The sequence below is a fragment of the Saccharomonospora glauca K62 genome (assembly GCF_000243395.2).
Taxonomy (GTDB): Bacteria; Actinomycetota; Actinomycetes; order Mycobacteriales; family Pseudonocardiaceae; genus Saccharomonospora; species Saccharomonospora glauca.
The window spans coordinates 4,012,919-4,038,542 of sequence record NZ_CM001484.1; the positions used below are offsets into that span (position 1 = coordinate 4,012,919).

24 protein-coding genes and 1 pseudogene are annotated in these 25,624 nt (G+C 68.2%); 15 read left to right on the plus strand and 10 right to left on the minus strand.

Translation table 11 applies throughout. The features are described from left to right. Positions 1–7: 7 nt before the first annotated feature. From SACGLDRAFT_RS18690 to SACGLDRAFT_RS18700, 3 genes are all read right to left on the minus strand, one after another. The gene (locus SACGLDRAFT_RS18690) at positions 8–1,138 is read right to left on the minus strand and encodes a hypothetical protein (RefSeq protein WP_040919295.1); all 1,131 of its coding nucleotides are present in this window, start codon (positions 1,136–1,138) and stop codon (positions 8–10) included. Positions 1,139–1,296: 158 nt separating this feature from the next. Further along, on the minus strand, positions 1,297–1,806 hold the full coding sequence (locus SACGLDRAFT_RS18695; protein ID WP_005466532.1) for a mycothiol transferase: 510 nt from the start codon (positions 1,804–1,806) through the stop codon (positions 1,297–1,299). Positions 1,807–2,048: 242 nt separating this feature from the next. Continuing rightward, positions 2,049–3,206 carry an ROK family transcriptional regulator gene (locus SACGLDRAFT_RS18700; protein ID WP_040919297.1) on the minus strand — a complete coding sequence of 386 codons (1,158 nt, stop codon included), beginning with the start codon at positions 3,204–3,206 and terminating at the stop codon, positions 2,049–2,051. 73 nt (positions 3,207–3,279) lie between these two features. Here SACGLDRAFT_RS18700 and SACGLDRAFT_RS18705 point away from each other — a divergent pair, with 73 nt between their 5' ends. From SACGLDRAFT_RS18705 to ggh, 5 genes are read left to right on the plus strand one after another with little or no spacing between them, the layout of a single operon-like run. Next, entirely contained in the window at positions 3,280–4,590 is a 1,311-nt protein-coding gene (locus SACGLDRAFT_RS18705; protein ID WP_040920177.1) for an ABC transporter substrate-binding protein, read from the plus strand. Then, positions 4,590–5,435 carry a carbohydrate ABC transporter permease gene (locus SACGLDRAFT_RS18710; RefSeq protein WP_005466535.1) on the plus strand — a complete coding sequence of 282 codons (846 nt, stop codon included), beginning with the start codon at positions 4,590–4,592 and terminating at the stop codon, positions 5,433–5,435. The genes SACGLDRAFT_RS18705 and SACGLDRAFT_RS18710 overlap by 1 nt, the downstream gene beginning before the upstream one ends. After that, positions 5,432–6,310 carry a carbohydrate ABC transporter permease gene (locus SACGLDRAFT_RS18715; protein ID WP_005466536.1) on the plus strand — a complete coding sequence of 293 codons (879 nt, stop codon included), beginning with the start codon at positions 5,432–5,434 and terminating at the stop codon, positions 6,308–6,310. Before SACGLDRAFT_RS18710 ends, SACGLDRAFT_RS18715 begins: the two co-directional genes overlap by 4 nt. Before the next feature lie 13 nt (positions 6,311–6,323). After that, positions 6,324–7,424, plus strand: coding sequence for an ABC transporter ATP-binding protein (locus tag SACGLDRAFT_RS18720; RefSeq protein ID WP_005466537.1), 1,101 nt, complete (start codon positions 6,324–6,326; stop codon positions 7,422–7,424). Further along, positions 7,421–8,785 carry a glucosylglycerate hydrolase gene (gene ggh / locus SACGLDRAFT_RS18725; RefSeq protein ID WP_005466538.1) on the plus strand — a complete coding sequence of 455 codons (1,365 nt, stop codon included), beginning with the start codon at positions 7,421–7,423 and terminating at the stop codon, positions 8,783–8,785. Before SACGLDRAFT_RS18720 ends, ggh begins: the two co-directional genes overlap by 4 nt. Before the next feature lie 10 nt (positions 8,786–8,795). On the opposite strand, the gene SACGLDRAFT_RS18730 is transcribed toward ggh, so the two are convergent. The 4 genes from SACGLDRAFT_RS18730 to SACGLDRAFT_RS18745 all read right to left on the minus strand — a co-directional run bounded on the left by SACGLDRAFT_RS18730 (position 8,796) and on the right by SACGLDRAFT_RS18745 (position 11,516). Beyond that, complete coding sequence (locus SACGLDRAFT_RS18730) at positions 8,796–9,383, minus strand: Abi-alpha family protein (protein WP_005466539.1); 588 nt, start codon at positions 9,381–9,383, stop codon at positions 8,796–8,798. 58 nt (positions 9,384–9,441) lie between these two features. Then, a complete protein-coding gene (locus SACGLDRAFT_RS23135) occupies positions 9,442–9,756 on the minus strand; it encodes a hypothetical protein (RefSeq protein WP_005466540.1) in 315 nt (104 codons plus the stop codon). Between the two features lie 186 nt (positions 9,757–9,942). After that, the gene (locus SACGLDRAFT_RS18740) at positions 9,943–10,554 is read right to left on the minus strand and encodes an alpha/beta hydrolase (RefSeq protein ID WP_005466541.1); all 612 of its coding nucleotides are present in this window, start codon (positions 10,552–10,554) and stop codon (positions 9,943–9,945) included. Next, positions 10,551–11,516 (minus strand): ring-cleaving dioxygenase, encoded by a 966-nt coding sequence (locus tag SACGLDRAFT_RS18745; RefSeq protein ID WP_005466542.1) that lies wholly within the window; start codon positions 11,514–11,516, stop codon positions 10,551–10,553. Before SACGLDRAFT_RS18745 ends, SACGLDRAFT_RS18740 begins: the two co-directional genes overlap by 4 nt. A 99-nt stretch (positions 11,517–11,615) precedes the next feature. Between SACGLDRAFT_RS18745 and SACGLDRAFT_RS18750 the strand changes: the two genes are divergently transcribed. The 4 genes and pseudogenes from SACGLDRAFT_RS18750 to SACGLDRAFT_RS18765 form a co-directional block, all read left to right on the plus strand. Next, positions 11,616–12,116 (plus strand): MarR family winged helix-turn-helix transcriptional regulator, encoded by a 501-nt coding sequence (locus SACGLDRAFT_RS18750; RefSeq protein WP_005466543.1) that lies wholly within the window; start codon positions 11,616–11,618, stop codon positions 12,114–12,116. 198 nt (positions 12,117–12,314) lie between these two features. Next, the gene (locus SACGLDRAFT_RS18755; protein WP_005466544.1) at positions 12,315–12,758 is read left to right on the plus strand and encodes a hypothetical protein; all 444 of its coding nucleotides are present in this window, start codon (positions 12,315–12,317) and stop codon (positions 12,756–12,758) included. Positions 12,759–12,994: 236 nt separating this feature from the next. Then, positions 12,995–13,396 carry a hypothetical protein gene (locus SACGLDRAFT_RS18760; RefSeq protein WP_005466545.1) on the plus strand — a complete coding sequence of 134 codons (402 nt, stop codon included), beginning with the start codon at positions 12,995–12,997 and terminating at the stop codon, positions 13,394–13,396. Positions 13,397–13,645: 249 nt separating this feature from the next. Then, positions 13,646–13,837: pseudogene (locus tag SACGLDRAFT_RS18765) on the plus strand (hypothetical protein); the annotation flags it as partial. 70 nt (positions 13,838–13,907) lie between these two features. On the opposite strand, the gene SACGLDRAFT_RS18770 reads toward SACGLDRAFT_RS18765, so the two are convergent. Then, the gene (locus SACGLDRAFT_RS18770) at positions 13,908–14,681 is read right to left on the minus strand and encodes a metal-dependent hydrolase (RefSeq protein ID WP_005466547.1); all 774 of its coding nucleotides are present in this window, start codon (positions 14,679–14,681) and stop codon (positions 13,908–13,910) included. Positions 14,682–14,903: 222 nt separating this feature from the next. On the opposite strand from SACGLDRAFT_RS18770, the gene SACGLDRAFT_RS18775 reads away from it, so the two are divergent. From SACGLDRAFT_RS18775 to ligD (SACGLDRAFT_RS18785), 3 genes are all read left to right on the plus strand, one after another. Beyond that, positions 14,904–18,107 carry a S8 family serine peptidase gene (locus SACGLDRAFT_RS18775; RefSeq protein WP_005466548.1) on the plus strand — a complete coding sequence of 1,068 codons (3,204 nt, stop codon included), beginning with the start codon at positions 14,904–14,906 and terminating at the stop codon, positions 18,105–18,107. A gap of 114 nt (positions 18,108–18,221) precedes the next feature. Continuing rightward, positions 18,222–19,661 (plus strand): non-homologous end-joining DNA ligase, encoded by a 1,440-nt coding sequence (ligD, locus tag SACGLDRAFT_RS18780; protein WP_005466549.1) that lies wholly within the window; start codon positions 18,222–18,224, stop codon positions 19,659–19,661. Then, complete coding sequence (ligD, locus tag SACGLDRAFT_RS18785) at positions 19,658–20,569, plus strand: non-homologous end-joining DNA ligase (protein WP_005466550.1); 912 nt, start codon at positions 19,658–19,660, stop codon at positions 20,567–20,569. The genes ligD (SACGLDRAFT_RS18780) and ligD (SACGLDRAFT_RS18785) overlap by 4 nt, the downstream gene beginning before the upstream one ends. Positions 20,570–20,582: 13 nt before the next feature. On the opposite strand, the gene SACGLDRAFT_RS18790 is transcribed toward ligD (SACGLDRAFT_RS18785), so the two are convergent. After that, the gene (locus tag SACGLDRAFT_RS18790; protein ID WP_040920183.1) at positions 20,583–21,308 is read right to left on the minus strand and encodes a dienelactone hydrolase family protein; all 726 of its coding nucleotides are present in this window, start codon (positions 21,306–21,308) and stop codon (positions 20,583–20,585) included. Positions 21,309–21,412: 104 nt separating this feature from the next. On the opposite strand from SACGLDRAFT_RS18790, the gene SACGLDRAFT_RS18795 reads away from it, so the two are divergent. Both SACGLDRAFT_RS18795 and SACGLDRAFT_RS18800 read left to right on the plus strand, forming a co-directional pair. Then, complete coding sequence (locus SACGLDRAFT_RS18795; protein WP_005466552.1) at positions 21,413–23,026, plus strand: ATP-binding SpoIIE family protein phosphatase; 1,614 nt, start codon at positions 21,413–21,415, stop codon at positions 23,024–23,026. Next, entirely contained in the window at positions 23,023–23,340 is a 318-nt protein-coding gene (locus tag SACGLDRAFT_RS18800) for an STAS domain-containing protein (protein ID WP_005466553.1), read from the plus strand. Before SACGLDRAFT_RS18795 ends, SACGLDRAFT_RS18800 begins: the two co-directional genes overlap by 4 nt. A 130-nt stretch (positions 23,341–23,470) precedes the next feature. Here SACGLDRAFT_RS18800 and SACGLDRAFT_RS18805 read toward each other — a convergent pair whose 3' ends face one another. Further along, positions 23,471–24,181 carry an SIS domain-containing protein gene (locus SACGLDRAFT_RS18805; RefSeq protein ID WP_005466555.1) on the minus strand — a complete coding sequence of 237 codons (711 nt, stop codon included), beginning with the start codon at positions 24,179–24,181 and terminating at the stop codon, positions 23,471–23,473. 216 nt (positions 24,182–24,397) lie between these two features. Between SACGLDRAFT_RS18805 and SACGLDRAFT_RS18810 the strand changes: the two genes are divergently transcribed. Then, positions 24,398–25,579 carry a sialidase family protein gene (locus SACGLDRAFT_RS18810; RefSeq protein WP_005466556.1) on the plus strand — a complete coding sequence of 394 codons (1,182 nt, stop codon included), beginning with the start codon at positions 24,398–24,400 and terminating at the stop codon, positions 25,577–25,579. Positions 25,580–25,624 lie beyond the last annotated feature (45 nt).

A 25,624-nucleotide genomic window follows, 5' to 3' on the forward strand; every position in this document is an offset into this window, starting at 1 on the left:
ACGGCCGCTACCTGGTGGCGCGCCGCCGTTGGGCCGCCACCTCGATCAGCCGTCCTCGTCGCGAGGGGAACGCGTATATCGCGCTCAGCAGGAGATTGACCCAGCCGTGCGCGATCCAGCCATCGGTCCGGGCCAGCTCCCTCACAACCGAATCGGGCGTGAACGGCACCATGCGCAACCGATCGCTCTCCCAGTCGTCGACCGCGACTCCGGTGGCGCGTCCGGCCCGGACGGTGGCGCTGTTCCATTCCGTCCCGCTCAAATCGACATGCCCCAGCAGGGCCCACTGATACCGCTCGGCGTCGAGGATGAGCGAGTGGAAGACGATGCGGTCCTCGGGCACGTCGACACCCAGTTCCTCGTCGATGCCTCGCCATGCCGTCCTGAACGGATCGGGCCTGCCCGCCCGAAGGTCGTCGGCACGCATACCCTCGTTCGCGGAGATGTGGGTGGCGGAGCGCGCGCTGGAGATCCGGGGGCTGCGACGGGTGAGGATCACCTGGTTGTCCGCCGTCACGACGGTGAGGTTGACGCCGAAGGAATGCGACAGGCCGGGCAGCACGTGGCGAAGCCGCTCCGCCGGGAGCAACTCCGCGAGGTCACTTCCCGCGACGTGTTTCGCCCAGGAATTGGTGACGACGGAAAATGTCGCGTAATCCGTGCGGAAGAAGTCGATGAGGAGACCGGGATCGTCGTATCGGGCGTCCCGGCGAACGTGCACGGCGGCGACCCCCAGCTTCTCCTCGTTCCAGGCGGTGGGGCTTTCGGCGATACGGTTTCGCTCCCGCTCGATTCGCTCGCTCACCGCCTCCGGCGGAATCGGCCGGAGGGACTCGGGAAGCGTCGCCATACAGTCCTCCACGGCGGGCAACGAGACCATCCGGGTGTCCAGACGCGTCCGGTCGAAGCCGCGCACGCTGAACTGGTGGACGTAGACGTGCTCCCCACCGACGACGAGGAACTCCCCGCTGACGCCCAACTCGCGTTCCAGGCGTCGGCTTTGCCGCACGGCTCGCCACCGCCGGTAACGTTGCCCGATGTGTCGGTCCCACGGACGCCCCAGCAGGCGTTCCGCCCATGCGCCCACGAGCCCGCCGAGCAGGAGAAGGACGATGTCCTTCACCGTTATCCCGTCCATGCTCGGACGGTAACGACGAATCCGTCGATTCACGCGCGAATTGAATAACGAATTGAAATCCGAAAACGAGATCATGAAGGTATTCTGTCTCGAATTCTCATGAGACAGAACTCGGGTTCTTTTTGGTGGAACGCCATTGCCTATGACGGCGGTGGTGATCAGCTTCGGAGCAGGATTCCCCGCACGAACGCGGCCTGCCCGGCGTGCTGGAGGTCGTCGGCGATCACGCTGACCAACCGCACTCCCAGGGTGACCGGAGGGGTCCACGACTCGTCCACCACCACGTCGAGGTCCTCGTCGGAGATCCCGTCGAGGTAGGACAGCGTGTGAGCGTGCACCGCGTCGTAGTAACCGGTCAGCAGCTTCGGCGAGTTCACCCGGACCGAGGCGACCTCTTCACTCGTATGCCCGAACCCCGTGTCGTCGGGTGACAACGGCAGGTCAAACCGGTCGTACCAGCCCTCGGACGTCCACGTCTGCTCACGGCCGGCCACTTCGGACACATGATCGTCTTGGACACGCGTGAGGTGCCACAGCAACCACGTGATCGAGTTGGCCCGCTGGTCGAGACGGTGGTTCAGCTCGGTGACCTTGAGCCCCCGCACGGCGTCGTGCACGGCCTCCCTGACGCGACCGAACCCATCAATGAGTACGTCCACGCTGTCCATACGGAAATTCTCACCGATCGAGCCGCCTCCCGCCGAACAACGACCCGTGTCCGCACTTCCTGCACTCGTGTCCGCAGGTTAGGAACGAGTGTTTGCAGTTCCCGTACGAGCGGAGCACGCGAACTGCCACTGGCCGACGACCATGCCCGGCACCCGGTGTCCCCAACCTGCGGACACACGTCCCCAACCTGCGGACACGCGTGCACAGGCTGCGGACACGCGTGCACAGGCTGCGGACACGATCAGAGGCGGCGGCAGAGGGCGTCCACCGTGGTGGGTGACAGCATTTCGTCGGCGACGAGGCCCGCGAGTCCCACGAACGCTCCCCGGTCGCCGAGCTGGGAGGCGGCGATGTCGAGCTTGCGCAGCGCGCTGGCATGCGCGTTGGCCTCCACCGTGGCCCGCAACGCCTCCACGAACGGTGGCAGCACCCCCACCGCGCCGCCGAGGCGAAGGTAGCGGGGGTTCACGATCGACACCACGGTGGCGAGCACCGTCCCGACCAGGCGCCCCGCCGCCGACACCGCCTCGATCGCCTCCCGCCTGCCGCCGGCGACCCACCGGACGACGTCGTCGACCGACCTCACCCCGTGCTCCCGCAGCGTCCGTACGAGAGCCTGCCCGCTCGCCTCCGCCGCGACGCAACCGCGCCGCCCACACGAACACCGCTGGTTACTGCCCTCGATGCGCATGTGCCCGATCTCCCCGGCCGAGCCCGTCTCGCCGCGATGAGGACGCCCCTCGATGACGAGTCCCGCCCCGATACCGGTCCCCACCTTCACACCGACGACCGTCGCCTTGGGGCGTCCCATCGCGTAGTAGTCGGCCAGCGCGAGCGCGTTCGCGTCGTTCTCCAACAGCACCGGCACCCCGAACGCGTCGGCGAACGGGTCCCGCAGCCGCACGCCTCCCCACTCCCGCATGGTCGGCGGCGCGGTGGTGACACCGGCGTCGTGGTCGATCTGCCCCGGCACCGACAACCCCACCGCACACAGGCTTTCCGCCCTGCCCGACTGGGAAAGCAACGACCGGGCCTCGTCGACGAGCATCGGGAGAGTCTCATGAGGACCATGCCGAGTGGACAGTCGAAGATCCTGTCGAGCGAAGACGTTTCCTCGCAGATCGACCACCGCGAGCGTCGCGTGGCTCTGCCCGATGTCGGCCACGAGCGCCGTGTGTCCGGTGTCGTCGACGGCCAGCAGTTCCGCCCTGCGGCCGCCGCTGGACTCCCGATGCCCTACCCGCCGCACGAGTCCGGTTCGCCGCAGCGCGTCGAGGCGCTCCACCATCGTGACCCGCGAGACCCCGACCCGCTCCTGCAGCTCCTGCCGGGTGAGCGGCCCTTCCGCGCGGAGCACGGCGAGCACGTGTCCGGGCGAGGTGGGATTGGTGTCGAGCATATTGACAGAATGGCGCAGTCCACTTATGTTCACCAGCCAGACAAAAGTGGGCAGCGACAGCCGGGGGTCCTCGATGCGGAGAGTCGGTCTCACCCGCCGGTCGCTCCTACGCGCCGCGGGGCTCGGCGCGGTCGCGTTGGCGGCGGGGTGCACTGGGTTCGCCACCACCGGAAACGGCGGCATGGTGTTCCTGTCGACCCAGTTCCGTCCCGTCGACGAGGCCGAGCGGTTCCGACGCCTGCTCGCGAGTGTGGCCCCCGGCGAGGTCAGCTACGTCACCATCGAGGAAGGCCCGTTCTCAAGCCAGATCCGCAGCCAGGTGGACGCGGGCAGCACCCAACTGGGCCTGGTCGCGGGGCTGCACGGCGACCTCGCGCCCCTGGCGGGCGACTACCTCACCGACGTCTCGGAGCTGCTGCGTCGACTGGGTGAGCGGAGATGGCCACCCGACTACCTCGAACTCGCGCGCACCGGCACCGATCGCAGTTGGTACGTACCCTGGGCGACGGCCAGCTACGTGCTGGCCGCCCACGCCGACGCGCTCGAACACCTTCCTCCGGGGGCCGACGCCGACTCCTTGACCTACGACCAGTTCCTGGACTGGGCCATCGCGGCACGCAAGGCCAACGGCAACCGGCCCGTGCTCGGGCTGCCCGCGGGGCCGCAGGGGTTGTTGCACCGGTTCACCCAGGGCTACCTCCTGCCGTCGTTCACGGGCGGGCAGATCACCACGTTCCGGTCGGCGGAGGCGGTGACGGCCTGGGAGTACCTGCGCGAGCTGTGGGCCAACTGCAACCGCTCCAGCACCACGTACGGCTTCATGCAGGAACCGTTGGAAAGCGGCGAGGTGCTCATGGCGTGGGACCACGTCGTGCGGCTCGTCGAAGCTCCCGAACGCGATCCCGACAACTGGCGCATGCTTCCGAGCCCCAGGGGGCCGCACGGCCTCGGTTACATGGCCGTGGTCGCCGGGCTGGCGATCCCGAGGGGCAGCACCGACCCCGACCTCGCGGAGCGGACCATCGACGTGCTCTGCCGTCCGGACACCCAGGTCGAGTTGCTGCGTTCCAACGGTTTCTTCCCCGCGGTGGACGCGACGATCCCCGACGACCTGCCGCCCGCGATCACGCTGGAGGCCGACGCGGTACGACGGCAGCAGGAGGCCGAGGACAGCCTGCTGTCCCTGCCGCCGGTCGGGCTCGGCGACCGGGAGGGCGAGGTAACGAAGGTCTTCCAGGACACCTTCCGCTCGATCGTGCTGGACGGCGACCCGATCCGGCCCACCCTGGACCGGCAGGCGGGCATCCTCCAGAGCATCCTCGACGAGCTGCGGGTGCCGTGCTGGGCGCCCGATCCCCCCGCCGACCGGTGCGAGGTGGCGTGATGGCCAAGTTCCTGCGTTCGCCTTGGATCCTGCTGCTGCCGTCCGTGGTGCTGATGCTCGCCCTCTTCGGATGGCCGCTGGCCCAAGCGGTCGTCACGGCGTTCAGCGACGACGACGGCTTCACGCTCGCCCACTGGAAACGGCTGGTCGAGGACCCGTACTTCCTGCGGGCGCTGCGGAACACACTGTTGCTGATCGTGATCGTCGTGCCCATCCAGCTGCTGCTCTCGGTGGGCATGGCACTGCTCATGCAGGCCCGGCCCAGGTTCGCCGGGGTGCACTTCTACCTGTGGTGCGTACCGCTGGCGATCTCCGAACTCGCGGCGGGCCTGGTGTGGTTGTCGATCTTCGACAACCGCGGGTACCTCAACTCGCTGTTGGTCTCCCTGGGGCTGTCCGAGCACGGCGTGCAGTGGCTGAGCTACGACAACCCGACGACGATGCTGCTCACCGTGGTGGTCGCCGAGGTGTGGCGGGCCACGGCGCTCATGTTCGTCATCGTCGTCGCGGGGGTGCAGATGATCCCCCGTGACTACGACGAGGCGGCCCAGGTGTTCGGCGCGTCCTTCTGGCAGCGGCTACGACACGTCACCCTGCCGCTGCTCGCACCGAGTCTGCAGGTAGCGCTGATCCTGCGCACCATCCTGGCGCTCCAGGCGTTCGCGGTGGCGCAGGCGCTGACGGGCCGCGACTTCCCGCTGCTCGTGGGCGAGACGTACGAGTGGTACGTGAACCTGCAGAACCCGGCCGTCGCCAGCGCGGTGGCACTCGTGGTGCTCGCGATCTCCCTCGGCACGGCGGTGCTCTACCTGCGAACGGTGCGAAGTTCGGAGGATGTCCGGTGACCACGCAGACGACCGAAGGGGAGCGGGTGGGGCGCACACTGCCTCCCGTCGACCGGGCTCCGTTACGCCGGCGTCGGTGGCGCGCGCTCGCGGTACAGGTGGCCTGCACGGCGGTGACGCTGTTCATGGCCCTGCCGATCGTGCTCATCGGGTTGGCCGCAGTGTCCTCGCGCGACGCGCTGACCGAGTTCCCGAAGTCGTTGGTGCCGAGCGAGTTCTCCACCGAGACCCTGCAGGCGTTCGTTCGGGCCACGGGCACCGTGCCCGCGTTCGGCAACTCGCTGCTCGTCGGGCTCTACACGGTGTTCTGGTCGCTCGTGGTGGGTGCGCCCGCGGGCTACGCCTTGGCCCGTCACGTCTTCCGGGGCAAGGACGCCTACCGGGTGTTCATGCTGCTCGTACGGGCCCTGCCGATCGTGGTGCTGTCCGTGCCGCTGGCCACGATGTTCCTTCGGCTCGACGTCTACGACACGGTGTTCGCCACGACGCTGATCCACACGACTCTGGCCCTGCCCACCACCGTGCTGATCACCGCGAGCATCTTCGTCTCGGTGCCGAAGGACGTGGAGGAGGCCGCGCAGGTCTTCGGCTGCACCCGGTGGCAGGCCGCACGCAAGGTGGTGGTCCCGCTCGCCCTTCCCGGACTCGCGGCGTCGTCGATCTTCACCTTCGTGCTCTCGTGGAACGAGATCCTCGGCGCCACCGTGGTCACCCTGGGGCACCGCACGCTGCCCGCACAGGTGCTGACCTCGCTCTCCGAGGCCTCCGTCGCCTACCGGTTCGCCGGCGGGTTCGCGTTGATCGTGCCCGCTTTGTTGTTCATCTTCCTGATGCGCCGCTACCTGCTGAACATGTGGGGCACCACGCTCCGATGAGGGGGTTACCGACATGGCCGAGGTCATCCTGAAAGACCTCGTCAAGACCTATCCCGGCAACGACTCCCGAGCCACCGACGAAGTGTCGCTCACCGTCGCGGACGGCGAGTTCATGGTTCTGCTCGGGCCGTCGGGTTGCGGCAAGACGACGTTGTTGCGCATGGTCGCGGGCCTGGAACTGCCGGACTCGGGGCAGATCGTCATCGGCGACCGCGACGTCACCTACGCGGAGCCCAGGCGGCGCAACCTGTCGATGGTGTTCCAGTCCTACGCCGTGTTCCCGAACAAATCGGTAGCCGACAACATCGGTTTCGGACTCCGGGTGCGCGGGGTGCCCGCCGCCGAGGTGCGCCGCAAGGTCGCCTGGGCGGCCGACCTGCTGCAGCTTACGCCCTACCTCGACCGCTACCCGGCGAAGCTCTCGGGCGGGCAACGACAGCGGGTGGCGGTGGCCAGGGCCATCGTCATGGACGCCGACGTGTTGTTGATGGACGAACCACTGTCCAACCTAGATGCTCTGCTGCGCCTGTCGTTCCGCGCGGAGCTGAAGAAGCTCGTCGGCGAGCTCGGCACCACCACGCTGTACGTGACGCACGACCAGGTGGAGGCGCTGTCGCTGGGCGACCGGGTGGCGGTGATGCGCGACGGCTCCATCGTGCAGTGCGACACGCCGACGTCGGTGTACGACGAACCGGCCGACACCTTCGTGGGCGGGTTCCTCGGAAGTCCTCCCATGAACTTCCTGACCGGCAAGGTGGAGCGGGACTCCCACGGGGCACTCACGGTCGACTTCGGCGGCCAGTCGTTGCCCCTGCCCACGTCGCTGACCTCCTACGAGGGCAGGAAGCTCACGCTCGGAATCCGTCCCGAGGCGATCTCGGTCGACGGGCTCGGCTCGGCCGACGGCGAGGCCTCGGTGCGCGGCACCCTCCAGGTACTGGAACCGCTCGGTTCGGCCGTGCTGCTGACCACCGAGGTCTGCGGGCAGACGGTGAAGGTGCAGGCCCCGGCGTCGTTCCGCACCGAGACCGGAACGGAGCTGCGGCTGCGGCTTCCCGCGAGTCAGTGTCGGTGGTACGACCCGGAGACGGGACTGCTTCTGGAGGCCAGGTGACCACCACGACCACGGGAACCGGTCCCACGGGGCTGTCCGACACCACACTCGCCGCCCGTGCGGCCGCCGTGTTGCGGGACAACGACACCGGCGCTCTCGTCACCGCCTCCCCCAAGCTCTACCCACACATGTGGAGCTGGGACGCCGCGTTCATCGCCATCGGGCTGGCCTACCTCGACGTGGGCCGGGCGCTGACCGAGCTCGACACGTTGTTGTCGGCGCAATGGTCGGACGGAATGCTGCCCCACATCGTCTTCACCGACGCGGAAGGCTACTTCCCCGGCCCCGACCGTTGGGGCACGGACATCGCGCCGCAGCGTCCGCGCCGGGTCCGTACCTCGGGAATCTGCCAGCCCCCGGTGCACGCGGTCGCGTTGCGCAGAATCGTCTCCATCGCGCGCCGAACCTCGAAGGCCGAGGCCGAGCTCGCCGAGCGTTTCACCGCCCGCGCCTGGTCGTCGTTGTACCGCTGGCATGCCTGGCTCGCCCGGCATCGGATCGCGGAACCGTGTGGACTGCTCACCATCGTGCACGGTTGGGAGTCCGGAATGGACAATTCCCCGCGATGGGACGCCGCCTACGAGCGGGTCCGTCCGGGACCGGATCTGCCTCCGTACGTGCGCCTGGACACCCTGGGCGTGGACGATCCGGGGGAACGTCCCAGCGACGAGGAGTACAACCGCTATCTCTGGCTCATCGAGCAAATGCGGCGGGTCCGCTACGAGCCCGCACGGGTGCTCGCGACCTCGGACTTCCGGGTGGGGGACGTGTTCAGCACCGCGTTGTTCGCCATGGCGTGCGACGACCTGGCCGAGCTGGCCGAGGAGCTCTCGCTTCCCGTCTCCGCCGAGGTGGCCGAGCTACGCTCGTGGGCCCGACGCTCTCGCAGGGCCGTGGCCGACGCCTCCGACCCCGACACCGGACTGGCCTTCGACCGCGATCTGCGTTCCGGGGAGACGCTTCGCGCCACCACGGTGGCCTCCTTCGCGCCGCTGCTGTGCTCGGCGTTGCCGAAATCGTCGGAAGCACGACTGCTCGCGAACCTCACCGGTCCGGGCTGGGCGGGCCATCCCGACCTCGTCGCCGCCGTGCCTCCGTCGGTGTCGCCGCGCGAAGCCGGGTTCGACTCCCGCCGTTACTGGCGTGGTCCACAATGGCCGGTCGTGGTCTGGTTGTTCAGTTTCGCCTTCCTGCGCAACGGCCACACCGAGCTCGCGCGGCGCTGGCGGGAGGAAGGGCTGCGGCTGGTGTCGGACGGGTCCTTCGGGGAGTACTACGAGCCCTTCACCGGGGAACCGTTGGGCAGCACGCAACAGTCGTGGACGGCCGCCGTGACATTGGACTGGCTCTGTGGTTGGTGACGCGGTCGGCTCACCCGCCCGCCGGGTCGCAGGCACGCCACAACCGCGTACCGAAGTCGGAGATACGCACCGTGCGTCGCACGAACGTCGGCCTTCTCGCCGCCCGCACCGCCTCGGCGACGACCTCGTCAGCCGCGAGCACCTCGTACTGCGTACCGAACCCGGCGTTCTCGGGCCCGAGTTCGGCGAGGCCGAGTTCGACGAGCCTGGTGACGTAGACGGGAACGTGGTCGGCCAGGGTGACACCCGCCGCCTTTCCCACGGTGGAGGCGTTGCGCAACACGACTCGTCCCCTGCCACCGAAGAAGGTGCGCTCGACGACGTCGAGCACGGGATGGGGAGTGCGATCGGAGAGGGTGGAAAGAAGCCGGGCCTCGTCGGGAACGAGGGAGGCCAGGACGGTCTCATAGAGCCGCAGGGTGGCGTCCTCGCGGCTGAGTTCGGCCGACTCGGCGAGCAATTCGGCCATCCGCTTGCGCAGTCGGTCCGGACCGGGAACTGCGGGCAGCTCCGGGCGGGAACGTCGGCTCCGCGGTTCCTCGCCTCCGGGAAGCAGTTTCGCCAGCTCGTAGCTCGTGCGAGCGGCGAGAGTAGCCATTCTTCCCACACCGCGTACCAGGTTCCGCGTCGCCACGGTCCGATGCTACTGCGGAACCTCACTCTTTCGAGTGGTCTTGAACGCCCGAGTTGAATCCCCAGCGTTCGAGTGCTTCCCGAATGAACTCCGCGCCGATGCGGTTCGCCGCCGCGGTGTTGCCCTTCGGCCGCTCAGGAACCTCGCCGAGCTGCTCTATCACGCGGTCCTGCTCGGCCGAAGGGTACTTCCAATGCCCTCCGCAGCCCGCCGGGCACGGTAGTTCGATCGTGCGGAGCACACCGTCCTGCGGTTGTTTCCACGACAACACCCCTGCGCCCTCGCACAGGGGGCAGTCGTCACTTCGGAACCTGGCCGAGTCCTCCGCAGTTCCCACAAGGGTCCTTCCGATTGGGGGCGAGTCCGGATCCGAGACAGCGTGGGCAGGTCACCATGTCGAAGTTCATCCTGCATCGTCCCTTACGTTCACGGAAGCGAACAACGACAATATTCGCGTGATCGGAGCACGTGTGCGGTCAGGATCGCACAATCCTCCGTTTGCCTCGGCGGTTTGCTCCGTTCGTCACGCGGCCAGCCATTCCTTCGCAGCAGCGATCCCGTCCACGGTGATCTGATGTCCCCCGCTGTGCCAGTGCTCGGTGACGTCGCAGCCGCGTTCCCGCAGGGCAGCCACGAGTTCCTGCGCGGGCACGAGGGGGGCCATCGGATCGCGCCGCCCGTTCGCCATGAGCACCCGCGTGCCCGACAGGTCGTGACGTGGCGGGTCGGGCACCGGCAACATGGCCGCGAACAACACCGCCTCGGAGAGCACGTCGGGCCGGAGCAGCAGCACTGCCGCCGCGATGTTCGCGCCGTTGGAGAAACCCGCGGCCACCAGACGCCGCCCGTCGAGTTCGTAGCGCTCCCGCGCCTCGACCACGAAGTCCGCCAACTGGCCGGCTCGGTAGACGACATCCTCGCTGTCGAAGACGCCCTCCGCGTGCCGGCGGAACCAGCGAGCTGCTCCGTGCTCGGACACCGGGCCCGCGGGAGCGAGCATCGGCGAGGCCGGGCACAGCTCCTTGCCGAGCGACAGGATGTCGGTCGGGCTCCCTCCCGTTCCGTGCAGCAGCAACAGCACGGGAGCCGACGGGCTGCCCTCGACGAACTCGTGGTCGAACGTCAACTCGCTCATGCGCTCACCGGGTTGTTCTCACTGGGCAGGTCTAGTTCGGGCAACATGGCCTCGATGCGCTGCCGGTCGGGCTCCAGCCACGGCGGCAGCTTCAACGCCCTGCCCAGTTCGAGCAACGGCTCGTCGACGGTGAAACCGGGACGGTCGGTGGCGATCTCCAACAGGGTGCCACCGGGCTCGCGGAAGTAGATCGATCGGAAGTACTGGCGGTCCATGATCGAGGTGACCCCCACACCCCGTTCCATCAGCTCTTCCCGCCACGCGGTCTGCGTCTTCTCGTCGGGTGCCCGCCATGCCACGTGATGCACCGTTCCCGCGGCCACCAGTCCTCGCGGGGCGTCCGGCGTCACGAGGACGTCCACGGTGGCTCCGGGGCCACCCTCACCGGCGATGAATCGGAACCGGTTGTGCTCCTCCCGCGCGAATTCCAGCCCGAGCCCTTCGGTGAGCATGCCCGCCGTCGCGTCCTCACGGTTCACCGAGAGTGTGACCGAGTGCAGGCCCCGGATCGCATGTTCGGCGGGGACCGAGGGGGTGTCCCACGGATTTCGGGGATCACCCCGCGGATGAGCCACGAGAGCGAGCTGAAGGCCGTCCGGGTCACGAAACAGCAGGACGTCCTCGTCGTCCCGGTTGACCACCCGCCCCGTCGACACGCCCATGTCCTCCAGGTGCCGCTTCCACCAGCCGAGGGAGTGCTCCGGCACCGAGAACGACGTCATGGTCGCCTGGCCGGTACCGACACGACCGCGAGGCGCGTCCCGCCAGGGAAAGAACGTCAGCAACGTGCCGGGCGCACCGGACTCGTCCCCGTAGTAGAGGTGGTAGGTACCCGGATCGTCGAAGTTCACGGTGGTCTTCACGAGCCGGAGCCCGAGCGTGCGCAGGTAGAAGTCGGCATTGCGCCGGGGATCGCCCGCTATCGCGGTGACGTGGTGCAACCCGCTGGTCCGAAACGGCATGGCTCCTCCTCGCCCAGCTGGGTACCTCCCCGGTCGACGGCATAAACTCTTGCCAGAAAGATATTTCCGAGCAAGGCTCCCAGGAAGGCATCGACTGCCGTGACGACACCCGGCGACGACGAGTTGTCGACCTGGTGGGACCTCGTGACGGAGGGCTACTCGGCCGTGAGGGAACGGATCGCGGACGAGCTCACCACCCGGTTCGACCTGACTCCGACGTCCTTCGAGGTGTTGCTACGCCTGGCGCGCTCCCCCGATCGGCGCCTGCCGATGACCCTGCTCGCCCGCGAGGCCGCACTCTCCAGCGGCGGATTCACCAAACTCGCCGACCGACTGTGCTCGGCGGGGCTGATCCGCCGCGCCCCCAGCGACGAGGACAGAAGGGTCATCTACGCCTGCCTGACCGAGCACGGCGCCGATGTGGCCCATCGGGCACGGCAGGTTCGCGCCGAACTGCTCCGCCGCCTCGTGCTCACTCCACTGGGCCCCGACGCTGCGCGGGCACTCGCGGAGACGATGCGCACCCTCCGGGACGCCCAGGCGGCGAGGACTAACCCGGCCGCGACCTCCACCCGCCGTGTCAATCCCTCACCGAAGTGAACGACCACGAAACAGTGTCACTCCATTTTTTCCTTTCCTCGTGGAGCGACAATTTTCACTTCCTCGCACTACTCGAACAGGTGAAGCGATCTGCACCACTCGGGAATTTTGGATTGGAGCGGGATTTTTCCGGGTAGAGGGTGGCGAGGCTTTCTGCCTTTGGCTACATGCCCCATGATTTCGGAGAAAGGACATCTCATGCGCAGTGTTCGTCGCGGAACGGTTGCCGCCGCCCTCGCCTTCCCGCTCGCGTTCGGCTTCGCCGGCGTGGCCGGAGCCTCGGAGGCCGAGGGGAGCGTCGACTACGCCGCGTACGAGGCGAGCATCGCTGTCGCCGGCCCCGAGGGCGCTTTCGCCGGTGAGGTCTCGGCCGAGGCGTTCTACGGCGAGTTCGAGAAGAACGGTGACCACAAGGACGGCAAGGACAACGACAAGCGAGGCGGCGACTCCCGCCACGACGACAAGGGCGAGGACAAGAACAAGGACCACGACAAGGACAAGAGCAAGGACAAGGACAAGGACAAGGGCGGCGAGAAGGAGGTCAGCTACGCCTCCTACGAGGACAGCGGTGCCGCCGCCAGCTACAAGGGCGCCGTCGCGTGGGACGTCGAGTCGGAGGCCTTCCACGCCGAGCAGGACTGATCTCCTCTCCTCACCCTCCTTGCGGCGATGCCCCGGACGTACCTTCCGGGGCATCGCCGTGTCCGCTCCGAGTCGAAATCGGACGCTCCGCGTCCTCTGGGGCTTCGCCTACCTCACTTCAGTGAATGAGGTGTTCCGGGAGAGCCTGATCGCTTAGCGCTCTCGGCACCGGGTAGCAGAAACGTCGAGGCGTTCCGCCTCGCTCAACACCTGGTAACTCGAAGAAAGGACACCTCATGCGCAGTGTTCGTCGCGGAATGATCGCCGCCGCCCTCGCTCTCCCGCTCGCGTTCGGCTTCGCCGGCGTGGCCGGAGCCTCGGAAGGCGAAGGCAGCGTCGACTGGGCCTCGTTCGAGGCCGGAGGCGCCGTCGCCACTCCTTGGGGTGCGGCCGCCGGTGAGATCGAGAGCGAGGCGCTGCACGCCGTGTTCGAGAGCAACGGCGACGACAACGGCGACCACAAGGACAAGGACGGCAAGCACGGCGACAAGCGGGGTGACCACGACAACGGCAAGCACGAAAACGGCGAGAAGGAAGTCAGCTACGCCTCGTTCGAGGCCGAAGGTGCCGCCGCGAGCTTCCTCGGTGCGGCCGCGGGCGAGCTCGAGGCCGAAGCCTTCCACGGTGCGCAGGACTGACCTCGCACCCGTCCGGTGAAGATGCCTCGGGGTCTGCCCCGAGGCATCTTCGCGTATTCACCCGTCGAATTCCCTCCAGAAAGCCGAGCGCGTTCCCGACGCCCCACCGCAACGGTTTTCCGGGATAACCCACATCGGCGAAGTGGGGTGCCCCGACGAGTGAGGAAAGGTTAGGCCCGATCAGCTCCGGGTAGAGAGTGACCAGGCTTCTGCCTCTGCTCCAGATCTGTAACAGAGAAAGGACATCTCATGCGCAGTGTTCGTCGCGGAGTGATCGCCGCTACCCTCGCCTTCCCGCTCGCGTTCGGCTTCGCCGGCGTGGCCGGAGCCTCGGAAGGCGAAGGCAGCGTCGACTGGGCCTCCTACGAGGCCGAGGGCGCCGCGGCCGACGCGACCGGTGCGGCCGTCGGCGAGATCGAGGCCGAAGCCTTCCACGGCGAGCAGGGCTGACCGGCCCCGCCTCGCGCACGCACTCCCCACGATGCCCCGGAAGGACCCTTCCGGGGCATCGTCATGAGTGCGACTGATTCAGGACGTCGTCGAAGAACCCGAGCAGCGCGGGCCACATCCCCGGAATCAACAACACTCCCAGCACCGCGAACAGCGGGAACAGAACCGCCGTCTCGACCTTGGCCCCGGTACGGAAGCGGAGCTGTTTCGGCGGCCGCAGCTCGTACCACGTCTCACCGGCGATCGGAATGGGGAAGAGGAAAGGACATCCCGATTCGGTGAGGGCGTCCCCGAGACAGTGGGTGAAGCACCCGAGTGCCACCGCGATACCCAACAACCCGGACACCGAGTCGAGCTGCGCGAACGCGTCCGGACTGTTCTCGACCACCCACCACACGACGGCCCCGCAGGCCACGGGCAGCAGCCAGTCGCCGAGTGCGTCCTCGGCGAGCAACAGGCCGAACACCACGACTCCGACGACGGCCCAGGGCCCGCCCACTTCGGTGCCCCAGGCCGTGAGAGCGCCGAGCAGCAACGCGAACAGCAGCGTGTGCGACAGATGCCGATGGCTGCCCTTCTTCCGTTCGTCCCTGGGGCCCTTCGTCACCTTGTAGAGCGCCGCCGAGGCGTTGCTCAGCAACCAGGACAGGCCCTTGGTCACCGGCCCCAGGAGTTTCGACGCCCGCGCACCGGGGTGGTCCAGATCGGGCAACAGCGCATAGCCCGCCGTCGTCGCGGCGAATACGACCGCCTGCGAGAGCGTGGTGATGCCCACTGCGGGCGCCACGGCCAGGCCGGCGCACCAGCCGGTCAACGCATGGGTGCGACCCATCATGGGAGTCGAAAACCTTCCAGCCGTCGGTTGGGACACGGTCGAACGTCGGTGCGAACAGTCTCCCCGACCGACCACACGCAGTGATCAACACCCCTGCCGTGAACGCGCTTCGTACTCGCCACACCCTACGAAAGTCGGGAATTTCGCCGCGAGCCGTCCGGATGTGAAACGTCCGTAAGTCCGCCGAGGATGATCGTTCCAAACTTCTGTGGAGGTCATCTAGTGGCAAGACAACCCTGGATGCGACGCCTGGGCGTCGCTACGGCGGTGAGCGCCGTCACGGTATTGGGGCTGGGGGCGCCCCCGGCCACGGGGCAGGAACAGGAGCCACCTCGATCGGGTCCCGGTGAGGAACTCGATCTGGAGGACCAAATTCTCCTCGAACAGGCCGAGCAGGCCGGCAAATCCACGGTGACCCTGCTGGTCGCGGCCGAACGTGGCCGAACGGACGCCGCCAAGGGCGAACTGGCCTCGTTGGGCGGCAAGGTCCAGGACACGGACGCCAAGCTCGACTACCTGAAGGTCACGGTCCCCATCGAACAAGCCGAGCAGGCCCAGAAACTGCACTCGGTCAAGGCCGTCGACGTCGACGGCCTCATCGCGCGGGACGAACCCGAGCCGTTCGGCGCGACCGACCCGATCCCGCAGCCCGCGCCGAACGCCAAGACTCCCAAGCGGAACCCGTACCTGCCGACGCAGGACACCAAGGCCGCGCAGTTCACGGACCTGTTCCCGCAGTGGGACGGGCGCGGCACCACGATCGCGATCATCGACACCGGTATCGACCTCGATCACCCCGCGCTGGCAAAGACCAGCACGGGGAAGCGCAAGATCGTCGACTGGTACACCGCGAACTCCCCCACGTCCGGTGACGGCACGTGGGTGAAGCTGTCGGAGGAGACCTACTCCGGCACGTTCACCGCGGAGGGCCGCGAGTGGACCGCCCCCGAAGGCAAGTACACGTTCGGCGTGTTCTCCGAGACCGCGGAGGACCTCGGTGCCGGCAACAGCGAGCTGGAGGGCGACGTCAACCGGGACGGCGACCGCGAGGACAGCTGGGGCGTGCTGTTCGACACCGAGACGAAGGAGGTCCGCGTCGACCTCGACGGCGACGGCGACTTCACCGACGAGAAGCCGATGCGCGACTACGCGATCAACTACGACGTCGGTTACTTCGGCGAGGACGACCCCGACACCGACGTCGTCGAGCGCATGCCGTTCGTCGTGCAAACCGACCAGCCCGGTTACGTCAACATCGGTCTTTCCTCCGGCGCGCACGGATCGCACGTCGCGGGTATCGCCGCGGGCAACAACCTGTTCGGCGGCAAGATGGACGGCGCGGCGCCCGGCGCGAAGCTGATGTCGGTCAAGGCATGCCTGTCCACCCCGTCGTGCACGTCGAGCGGCCTCGTGGACGGTGTCATCTACGCCGCCACCCACGGCGCCGACGTCGTCAACATCTCCATCGGCGGTCTGCCCGCCCTCAACGACGGCAACAACGCGCGTGCCGAGCTGTACAACCGGATCATCGACACCTACCAGGTCCAGCTGTTCATCTCGGCGGGCAACAGCGGTGCGGGCGCCAACTCCGTCGGCGACCCGTCGGTGGCTACCGACGTGTTGAGCATCGGCTCCTACATCACCGCCGACACCTGGCTCGCGAACTACGGCTCCGTCTCGGCGGCCAAGGAGAGCCTCCACCCCTTCTCCTCTCGCGGCCCGCGTGAGGACGGCGGCTTCAAGCCCAACCTCATCGCGCCGGGTGCCGCAGTGGCGTCCACCCCGATGTGGCAGCCGGGTAGCCCGGTGCCGGGCACCTTCGACCTGCCCGCGGGTTATGGCATGCTCAACGGCACCTCGATGGCGGCTCCGCAGGCCACCGGTGCCGGTGCGCTGCTGGTGAGCGCGTACAAGTCGCTGTACGGCAAGCGTCCCGACCCGGCAGTGCTGCGTTCGGCCATGACCTCCACCGCTCGGTTCGTGGACGGCATCCCGGCCTACGCCCAGGGCGCGGGTCTGATCAACACGATCAAGGCCCTCGACGTCCTCCGCGGCGAGAAGCACGCCGACGTGAGCACGTCGGTCGAGGTGAACACGGTGCTGTCCCACCAGCTGGCCACGCCGGGTGTCGGTGTGGGCATCCACGACCGCGAGGGCGTGCGGGTCGGTGAGCGCTACACCCGCACCTACACCCTCACGAGGACCAGCGGGGTGAAGCACCCGGTGCCCTACCACGTGAGCTGGGTCGGCAACGACGGCACGTTCTCGTCGAAGAAGACCGTGGTCCTGCCGCTCAACAAGCCGGTGACCTTCGACGTGAAGATCAACCCGACGAAGCCCGGTGCGCACTCGGCGTTGCTCCGCCTGGACGACCGCAAGACCGTGGGCTACGACGTGCAGACCATGAACGTCGTGTTCGCTCCGCTGGAGTTCACCGAGCAAGACGGCTTCACGGCCGAGGCCTCCGGAACCGTCGGACGCAACCAGGTGTCGAACGTGTTCGTCCGCGTGCCCGAGGGCACGGCGTCGCTGAAGATCGACATGGCCGCCGGCGGTGAGGACGGCAAGGGACAGGTGCGGTTCGTCCGCTATGACCCCACCGGCATTCCCGTCGACTCCACCTCGTCCACGGACTGCTACAACCCCGACGCCGGTGGCGGCTGTCCCGGCGGTACGGCCACCAGCCGCACCGTGGCCGACCCGATGCCGGGTGTGTGGGAGGTCGTGATCGAGGCGCGCCGGACGTCCGACGCGGACACCTCGCCGTGGTCGCTGTCGATGGCGGTGCAGGGTGCCAGCGTGGAACCGAACCCGGACGTGATCCCGGAAGCCACGCCGGGTGAGTCGGTGGAGCGCGAGTACACGGTGACGAACACGCTCGGTGGCTTCACCGGAGCGCTGACCAGCGCGCCTCTCGACAGCGCCCGCAAGGAGCGGCCGAGCATCGGCGAGGGCGAGACGCAGACGTACGACGTCACCGTGCCCGAGGGGGCCACGGCGCTGACGGCCACCATCGGCTCGGCGTCCGACGGCGGCGCGGACCTCGACCTGTTCGTCTACGACTGTACGTCCGGCACCTGCGAACTGGCCGACTACACCGCCGACGGCGACTCCGAGGAGTCGGTGACGGTGACGAAGCCGGCCGCCGGTACCTGGCGTGTCGAGGTCGAGGCCTACGCCGTCCCGGCCGGTACCACCGAGTACGACTACCTCGACAGCTACTCGGTCGACGGGCTGGGGAGCATCGAGGTCGCCGACGAGCCCGCCGAGCGGGCCACCGGCAGCACGTGGACCGTGCCGGCCACGGTGACCGTGGCGGGCGACCCCGGCGAAGGCCGGGTCCTGCGGGGTGTGCTGACCGTACGCACCACCGACGACCTGCGCGTCGGCAGCTCCGAGGTGATCGTCGAGTCGATCGGCGGCTGACGTCTCGTACGACGCTGGCTCAGCCGGGTGCGGCCACCGCCGTACCCGGCTGAGCTCTTTTCGGAAGCCCGCGGCACCGGCATTTCCCCGGCCCTCACTGGGTACTCCGTGTACATGGCTTCTCGACTCGACCGGTATCGGGCGAAGCGGAGCAAGGGGCGAACCCCCGAGCCGCTGCCCGACGACGCAGCGCCGGTTCGGGGCGAGGGTGACCGTTTCGTCGTCCACGAGCACCACGCCCGCAGGCTGCACTGGGACGTGCGTCTGGAGCACGACGGCGTGCTCGTCTCCTTCGCCGTTCCCAAGGGGCTGCCCGAGAGGCCGGGACTCGTGCGCCTCGCCATCCACACCGAGGACCATCCACTCGAGTACGCCACGTTCTCCGGCGAGATTCCGAAGGGCGAGTACGGCGCGGGCCTCATGACGATCTGGGACCGCGGCCGGTACGAGACCGTCAAGTGGAGCGACCATGAGGTGTCGGTGGTGCTCCACGGTGAGTACGTGCACGGGCGGTACGTGTTCTTCCGCTCCCACGACGCCGACGACAAGAACTGGAACGTCATCCGCTCCGATCCACCGGACGATCCGGAATGGACTCCGCTGCCGCCGCTCCTGAAACCCATGCTCGCCGTCGCCGGCTCCCTGCCCGACCCGGAACGGGACGCCGAGTACGGCTACGAGTTCAAGTGGGACGGTGTGCGGGCGCTGGCCAGGGTGGAGGGCGGCAGGGCGACGCTGCACTCCCGGCGAGGCGACGACATCAGCGCCGTCTACCCCGAACTGCACGGGATCGGTGAGCAGCTCGGCAGCATCCAGGTCTGGTTGGACGGCGAGATCGTGGCACTACGAAACGGCAGACCCAGCTTCGCCGCGTTGCAGAGCCGGATGCACGCGAGCCCGGAGCACGCCCGCACCCTGTCACGACATCACCCGGTGACCTACCTGGTGTTCGACCTGCTGCACCTCGAAGGTCACTCCTGCCTCGACCTGCCGTACCACCAACGTCGCCAGTTGCTGGACAAGCTTGCGCTCGCGGGCGAGCACTGGCAGGTACCGCCGAGCTTTTCCGGCGACGGCACCGCCGTGGCGGAGGCGGCCGCCGAGCAGCGGCTGGAAGGCGTGATCGCCAAGCGCCTCGATTCCCCGTACCGGCCCGGTGAGCGCAGCAGCGCGTGGGTGAAGGTCAGTCACCTACTGACGACGGAGGTCGTCATCGGAGGATGGCGGCCCGGAGAGGGACGACGCTCCGACACCTTCGGCTCCCTCATGCTCGGCCTCCCCGGCGGCAAGGGCCTGGACTACGTGGGACAGGTGGGCACGGGTTTCGACGAGGACGCCCTGCGTGTGTTGGCGGCGCGGCTGCGGCGACTGGAACGTCGCACCTCGCCGTTTGCCACTCCGCTGCCTCGGGATCGGGCCGCGGGAGCCCACTGGGTGAGCCCGAAGCTCGTGGGCGAGGTGGTGTTCAAGGGCTGGACGGACGACGGCAGACTGCGCTTCCCCGCCTGGCGGGGACTGCGGCCCGACCGCGATCCCGAGGAGTTGGCCCGATGACCGACACCGGACAGCTCGTCGACATCGAGGGCCGCCGACTGCGAATGTCCCACCTGGACAAGGTCTTCTACCCCGACTCGGACTTCACCAAAGGCCGGCTCGTCGAGTACTACGCGCGCGTGGCGCCCGTGTTGCTGCCGCATGTGAGGGACCGGCCATTGACGTTGAAGCGCTACCCCAACGGCGTGGAGGGCAAGTCGTTCTTCGAGAAGAACGTCTCGGGGCACGCGCCCGACTGGGTGCGCACCGTTCGCATCGAGACCCCCGGCAGCACTCGCGGTGCGGAAAGCGCCGACTTCGCTCTCGTGCAAGACCTCCCCACCCTGATGTGGGTGGCGCAGTTGGCGAGCATCGAACTCCATGTTCCACAGTGGACTGTTGGGCCACGAGGTGGTCACCGTAACCCGGACCTGCTCGTGTTCGACCTCGATCCCGGCGCGCCGGCCACGATCGTCGAGTGCTGCGAGGTGGCGTTGTGGCTCCGCGACGAACTCGCCGACGACGGGCTGACCGCGTATCCGAAGACGAGCGGCTCGAAGGGGCTGCAGCTCTACGCGCCCGTCCGCACGCGCTCCCCGGAACGCACGAGCGACTACGCCAAGCGACTGGCCGAGGAGCTGGAGCGAAAGCATCGAGACCTGGTGATCTCCCGCATGACGAGGAACCTGCGCGACGGCAAGGTGCTCATCGACTGGAGCCAGAACAACCCGAAGAAGACCACCATCGCCCCGTACTCCCTGCGCGCGAGGCCGTCACCGACCGTGTCCACCCCGGTGACGTGGGAGGAGGTCGAACGGTGCTCCCATCCTTCCGACCTGGTGTTCGTGGCGGACGACGTCCTGGAACGCGTCGACGACCTCGGCGACCTCCTCGCCCCGCTTCTGGCGGAGCACCGTCCGGCGTTGTGAGGGGAGCGCCGTGTCAGGTCAAGATGTCGTCGAGGAAGGCCATCGTGCGGCCCCAGGCGAGGTCGGCGGCGTCGGGGTCGTGGAACGACGGCGCGTCGAAGTTCGAGAACGCGTGCCCGGCGTCGTAGCGGTGCACGGCGATGTCGGGCCGGTTGGCCACGGCCGCCTCGACGGCGGCGATCTGGGCCCCCGAGATGTACGGGTCGTGGTCGCCGTAGTGGAACAACATGGGGCATTCGACGGACCTCACGAGGTCGAGGTGGTCGTGCACCCCGGAGCCGTAGTAGGACACCGCGGAATCGAGTCCCCGGCCCCCTACTCGCGCGGACGCGGCGAACAGGTAGGAAAGCGTTCCTCCGAGGCAGAAACCGACCGCTCCCACGCGACCCGAGCACTCGGGTCTCGCCAACACGTGCGCGAGGGTCGCGGTCATGTCCACCACGGCCAGATCGAGGTCGAGGCGGGCCGCGAGTTCCATACCTTCCGAAAGACCGGATTCGTCGCCGCTTTCGAAGCCCGGCCGCAGCCGCCAGAACATGTCCGGAACGACGGTGAGGAAACCGCTCTCGGCCAGGCGACGCGCGAGTTCGCGCATGTTGTCGTTGACGCCGAAGACCTCCTGCAACAGCACCACCGCGGGAGCGGGGGTCGGGTCGGGAACGGCCACGAACGCCCGGAAGGTCTGCTCCTCGGACTCCTTCTCCTCGACCGTGATGTTCTCGTAACGCGTAGCGACCACGAAGTGATCATCGTCGTGCGCCGAGGGCCGTGCCAACACCCGAGCGCTGCGCATCACGTTTCCCGAGGCTGCCGGCGGCGTATCCCAAGACTATGCTCGCCTCTATGCCACGGGCGGTCGACATGAGAACAGCTGAGGACCGCCTGCGTCGGATCGAGGCGGTCACGGACTCGGCACTGGCTCACCTCAGCTCGGAAGAAGCACTTCAAAAGCTGCTGGACCGGGTGCGTGAGGTCCTCGACGCCGACACAGCGACGGTCCTTCTCCTGGACAACTCCAGACACTATCTCGTCGCCACCGCCTCCTCGGGAATCGAGGAGGAAGTACGTCAGGGCGTCCGCGTGCGCGTGGGTGAAGGCTTCGCGGGACGGGTCGCCGCCGAGCGCCAGCCCTACCTCATCAACGAGATCAATTCGAGCACCGTCGTCAATCCGCTGCTGTGGCGCAAGGGCCTCCGCACGCTCGTCGGGGTGCCGCTGTTGTCCGAGGGGAAGTTGCTCGGCATTCTCCACGCCGGCACGCTGCGTGACCGCGAGTTCGACGAGGACGAGATCGAGTGGCTACGCGTAGCGGCCGACCGTATCGCCGTCCACGTGGCCAGCCAGCTGACCGCCCTCGAACGCAGCGCCGCCGCGGCCCTCCAGCACTCCCTGCTTCCGACCGAACTGCCGCAGATCTCGGGCCTCGACCTCGGGGCCCGGTACGTGCCCGCCCAGAACCTCGGCGTCAGCGGCGACTGGTACGACGTCTTCTCCCTCCCGTCGGGCCGGGTGTGCATGGCCATCGGCGACGTGGTGGGCCGGGGACTGCCGGCAGCGACGGCGATGGGAAGGCTTCGCACGGCCGCCCGCTCGTACGCGCTGGACAACGACGACCCCGCCGAAGTACTGACCAAGCTCGACCGGCACGTACGGCACTTCGAGCAGGAGCTGATGGCCACGGTGGCGTACGCCATCTGGGAGACCTCGCTGGAGAAGGTGCACCTGTCACTGGCCGGTCACCTGGCCCCCGTCCTGGCGTTGCCGGGAGAGCGGAGCCGCCTGGTCACGGAAGCGGAGGTGGACGCTCCCATCGGCGTCAGCTCCTCCACTCAGAACAGGCGTACGACCACGGTGGACGTGCCCGCCGGCGCGGCCCTGCTCTTCTACACCGACGGGCTGGTGGAGCGCCGGGACCGACCGTTGGACAACGGTCTCCGATTGTTGTGCGAGGCCGTTCGCAGCGGTCCGGCGGACCTGCTGTGCGCGGAGGTGATGAGCAAGCTCGTCGGCTCCGCTCCCCCCGCCGACGACATCGCCCTCCTCGCGGTGCGAAAGCAGCCCCCCGCGACGCCGCTGAAACTCGACCTGGAGATCGAGGCCGTTCCCCAGTCGCTGGCCGAAGTCCGTACCGAGCTGCGGCGCTGGCTGCCCAGCGTGGGCGCCTCCGAGGACGACACCGCCGACCTGCTCATCGCCGTCGGGGAGGCCGTGGCCAACTCGATCGAGCACGCCTACGGCCCCCAGGGCGGCACGGTGGGTATCCGACTGGAAGCCCACGAGGGAGAGGTCGAGATCGGTATCTGCGACAAGGGAACGTGGCGCGCTCCGAGGGGCACCCACCGAGGGAGGGGGACCCAGCTCATGCGTCAGCTCTGCGACGCGATCACCATCGAGCACGACCCGACCGGCACGTGTGTCGTGCTTCGGAAGCGGTTGTCGGAAGGCGAGTCCGCATGACCACGGCCAACGTCGAGGTCCGCTCGGAGGAGAACACGGTCGAGATCCGGCTCACCGGAGAGATCGACCTGTCGAACAGCGACTCGGTCAGGGAGAAGATCTTCGGCGCCATCAACAACTACCTGATCGCCGTGAAGATAGATCTCAGCGGCCTGGACTACATCGACAGCGCGGGGCTTCGGGTACTCTTCGCCCTGGCCGAACGGCTGCGACTGTTGCAGACCGCCTACACCGTGGTCGCCCCCGTGGGCACTCCCACGCGCCGGGTGCTGGAGATGTCGGGCATGAGTGCCGTGGCCCAGGTGAAGCCCTGACCCGGCCCCACCACGTCCATGGCTTTCCGCGCGGTGAAAGCCTTCCCCGCTTCACGTGCCACGGGCCCGGCCGTCCCGGTGCAAACCATCGCCGGGAAGGACCGGGCCCGCCGGGTGCGACTCCGGCAGCTCAGGCCGACAGCTCCGGGACGCGATCGGCGTAACGCGCCACGAGTTCGACGTTGCGTTCGTCCCCACCCGGCACGTTGGCGCTGGTCCACAACGGCAGCTCGACTCCGCGCCGAGAGGCGAGGTCGTCGAGTTCGGCGAGCAGCGACGCCCACGTGTACGCGGCGGCGACGGTGGAGGAGGCGCAGGTCCTCGGCGAAGCGGCCGGGTACACCACGTCACCGGGTGGCACATGCGTGTCGAGGACGACGGTGGCGTGGTCGGCCAGGCGGGTACCGCTGCGGTCGGTGGCCCCTGCCGACGCCGTCGTGGAGGTGATCGCCACCACCGGGACCCCCTTCTCCAACGACGCCTGGGCGATCTCCACCGGGTACGGGTTGCGCCCGCTGGTGGAGAACACCACCACCACGTCACCATCGCGGATGTCCGCTTTCTCGACGAGCGCCCGACCTCGGCCGGGCACCCGCTCCGCGGCGGAACTGCGCAACGCCCCCGACAACGGAATCACCTCGGGGTCCCACAGCGGCCGGACCGCCGCGAGCCCACCGGCCCGATAGAACGTCTCGCACACCATCGCCAGCGAGTGCCCCGCCCCCGCCACGTGGACGATGCCGTCCCCGTCAATCACGTCGAGCACCAACTCGGCCGCTCGGGTCAACTCCTCACGCTGGGAGTCGATGGCATCGAGCAGCTTCCTCATCAGCTCACGCATCCGACACGATCCCCTTCACCTCGGTAGTCACGGCCATCTCATCTCCGTCGGCCGTCTCGCGCAACCGGTCGCCCGTACGCCGAGACGGGTGAATCCCTCGTGTCCGCCTCTGCGCTGCTCCGTTCGGTCTCGGTGGTCTTGACCACGGGGTGGCGAACCACCTACTTTCCGACATTGGACGTCCTATGTCTGGATGTTCGACTCAAGGAGGCGACGATGCCCACCCTGCCCCGCCGTGTCGTCCTCTCGTTCGCCGCCGTGGTGGCGACGGGACTCTCCCCGGCCACGCCCGTCCCCGCGACGGCCGCCCCGCCACAGCCCTGCACCGGCTCGGTGCCGTACACGTCGGGAACGGAGGGTTATCACACCTTCCGCATTCCCGCCTTGGTCCGAACCAATTCCGGTGACCTGCTCGCCTTCGCCGAAGGACGCGTCGAGTCGGGCAGCGACACCGGCGCGATCGAGGTTGTCGTGCGTCGCTCCACCGACGGCGGCTGCACGTGGGGGCCGCTGTCCGTCGTGTCGAGCAACGGCGACGCCACGGCGGGCAATCCCAGCCCCGTGGTCCTGGAGAACGGCGACATCGTGCTGCTGACCACTCGCAACGGTCGCGTCACCGAACACGAGATCATGGCAGGAGAAGTGTCCGAAGAAGACACTCGCCGGGTGTGGGTGCAACGCAGCACGGACGGCGGTGAGACGTTCTCCCCCGCTGCGGAGATCACCGATGTCGCCAAGGCACCCGACTGGCGGTGGTACGCCACCGGCCCCGGACACGCCATCGTGCTGCACCACTCCCGGCACGCGGGCCGGATCGTCGTTCCCGCGAATCACTCCAGCGCGCCGCCCGAGGGGTCGCGGGACACCGGGACCGAAGACAAGTACTACGGCGGGCACAGCCTGATCAGCGACGACGGCGGGCGAACCTGGCGGATCGGGTTCACCGACGACCGCACCGACGGGGTCGTCGCCGCCAACGAGACCACGGTGGCGGAGTTGCCCGACGGCACGCTGTACTTCAGCAGCAGGGACCACGGCACCGCCGAAGGCAACCGGGTCGACGCCTACAGCGCCGACGGCGGCGAGTCGCTCGTCGCGCCGTACACCGTTCAGAAGTCCATTGTAGACCCTCAAGTGCAGGGCAGCGTGCTCCAGACGACGAAACGAGAAGTGCTGTTGTTCTCGGCACCGTCACATCCCACCGAACGGCGTGCGATGGCCGTGCGGGTGAGCCGGGACGGGGGCCGGACCTGGCGGGTGGCGTACTCGGTGTCGGACGACCCGGCGGCCTACTCGGACCTCGTACAGCTCGACCGACACACAATCGGCCTGCTGTACGAGACGGGCGCCGACCGCCCGTACGAGACGATCACGTTCAAGCGCCTACCCCTCCCCTGACGGCGTGTCCGCAGTCTGTGCACACGTGTCCGCAGTCTGTGCACA

Excerpts from the sequence above, each read along its gene's own strand:
- SACGLDRAFT_RS18760 (WP_005466545.1), top strand. The coding sequence starts at position 12,995 with ATGCGCAGTGTTCGTCGCGGAATGATCGCCGCCGCCCTCGCTCTCCCG.
- SACGLDRAFT_RS18755 (WP_005466544.1), top strand. The coding sequence starts at position 12,315 with ATGCGCAGTGTTCGTCGCGGAACGGTTGCCGCCGCCCTCGCCTTCCCG.
- SACGLDRAFT_RS18710 (WP_005466535.1), top strand. The coding sequence starts at position 4,590 with ATGGCCAAGTTCCTGCGTTCGCCTTGGATCCTGCTGCTGCCGTCCGTG.
- SACGLDRAFT_RS18740 (WP_005466541.1), bottom strand. The coding sequence starts at position 10,554 with ATGAGCGAGTTGACGTTCGACCACGAGTTCGTCGAGGGCAGCCCGTCG.
- SACGLDRAFT_RS18805 (WP_005466555.1), bottom strand. The coding sequence starts at position 24,181 with ATGCGTGAGCTGATGAGGAAGCTGCTCGATGCCATCGACTCCCAGCGT.
- ligD (WP_005466549.1), top strand. The coding sequence starts at position 18,222 with ATGGCTTCTCGACTCGACCGGTATCGGGCGAAGCGGAGCAAGGGGCGA.
- SACGLDRAFT_RS18720 (WP_005466537.1), top strand. The coding sequence starts at position 6,324 with ATGGCCGAGGTCATCCTGAAAGACCTCGTCAAGACCTATCCCGGCAAC.
- SACGLDRAFT_RS18705 (WP_040920177.1), top strand. The coding sequence starts at position 3,280 with ATGCGGAGAGTCGGTCTCACCCGCCGGTCGCTCCTACGCGCCGCGGGG.
- SACGLDRAFT_RS18700 (WP_040919297.1), bottom strand. The coding sequence starts at position 3,206 with ATGCTCGACACCAATCCCACCTCGCCCGGACACGTGCTCGCCGTGCTC.
- SACGLDRAFT_RS18695 (WP_005466532.1), bottom strand. The coding sequence starts at position 1,806 with ATGGACAGCGTGGACGTACTCATTGATGGGTTCGGTCGCGTCAGGGAG.
- SACGLDRAFT_RS18810 (WP_005466556.1), top strand. The coding sequence starts at position 24,398 with ATGCCCACCCTGCCCCGCCGTGTCGTCCTCTCGTTCGCCGCCGTGGTG.
- ligD (WP_005466550.1), top strand. The coding sequence starts at position 19,658 with ATGACCGACACCGGACAGCTCGTCGACATCGAGGGCCGCCGACTGCGA.
- SACGLDRAFT_RS18770 (WP_005466547.1), bottom strand. The coding sequence starts at position 14,681 with ATGATGGGTCGCACCCATGCGTTGACCGGCTGGTGCGCCGGCCTGGCC.
- SACGLDRAFT_RS18745 (WP_005466542.1), bottom strand. The coding sequence starts at position 11,516 with ATGCCGTTTCGGACCAGCGGGTTGCACCACGTCACCGCGATAGCGGGC.
- SACGLDRAFT_RS18690 (WP_040919295.1), bottom strand. The coding sequence starts at position 1,138 with ATGGACGGGATAACGGTGAAGGACATCGTCCTTCTCCTGCTCGGCGGG.
- SACGLDRAFT_RS18730 (WP_005466539.1), bottom strand. The coding sequence starts at position 9,383 with ATGGCTACTCTCGCCGCTCGCACGAGCTACGAGCTGGCGAAACTGCTT.
- SACGLDRAFT_RS18795 (WP_005466552.1), top strand. The coding sequence starts at position 21,413 with ATGCCACGGGCGGTCGACATGAGAACAGCTGAGGACCGCCTGCGTCGG.
- SACGLDRAFT_RS18800 (WP_005466553.1), top strand. The coding sequence starts at position 23,023 with ATGACCACGGCCAACGTCGAGGTCCGCTCGGAGGAGAACACGGTCGAG.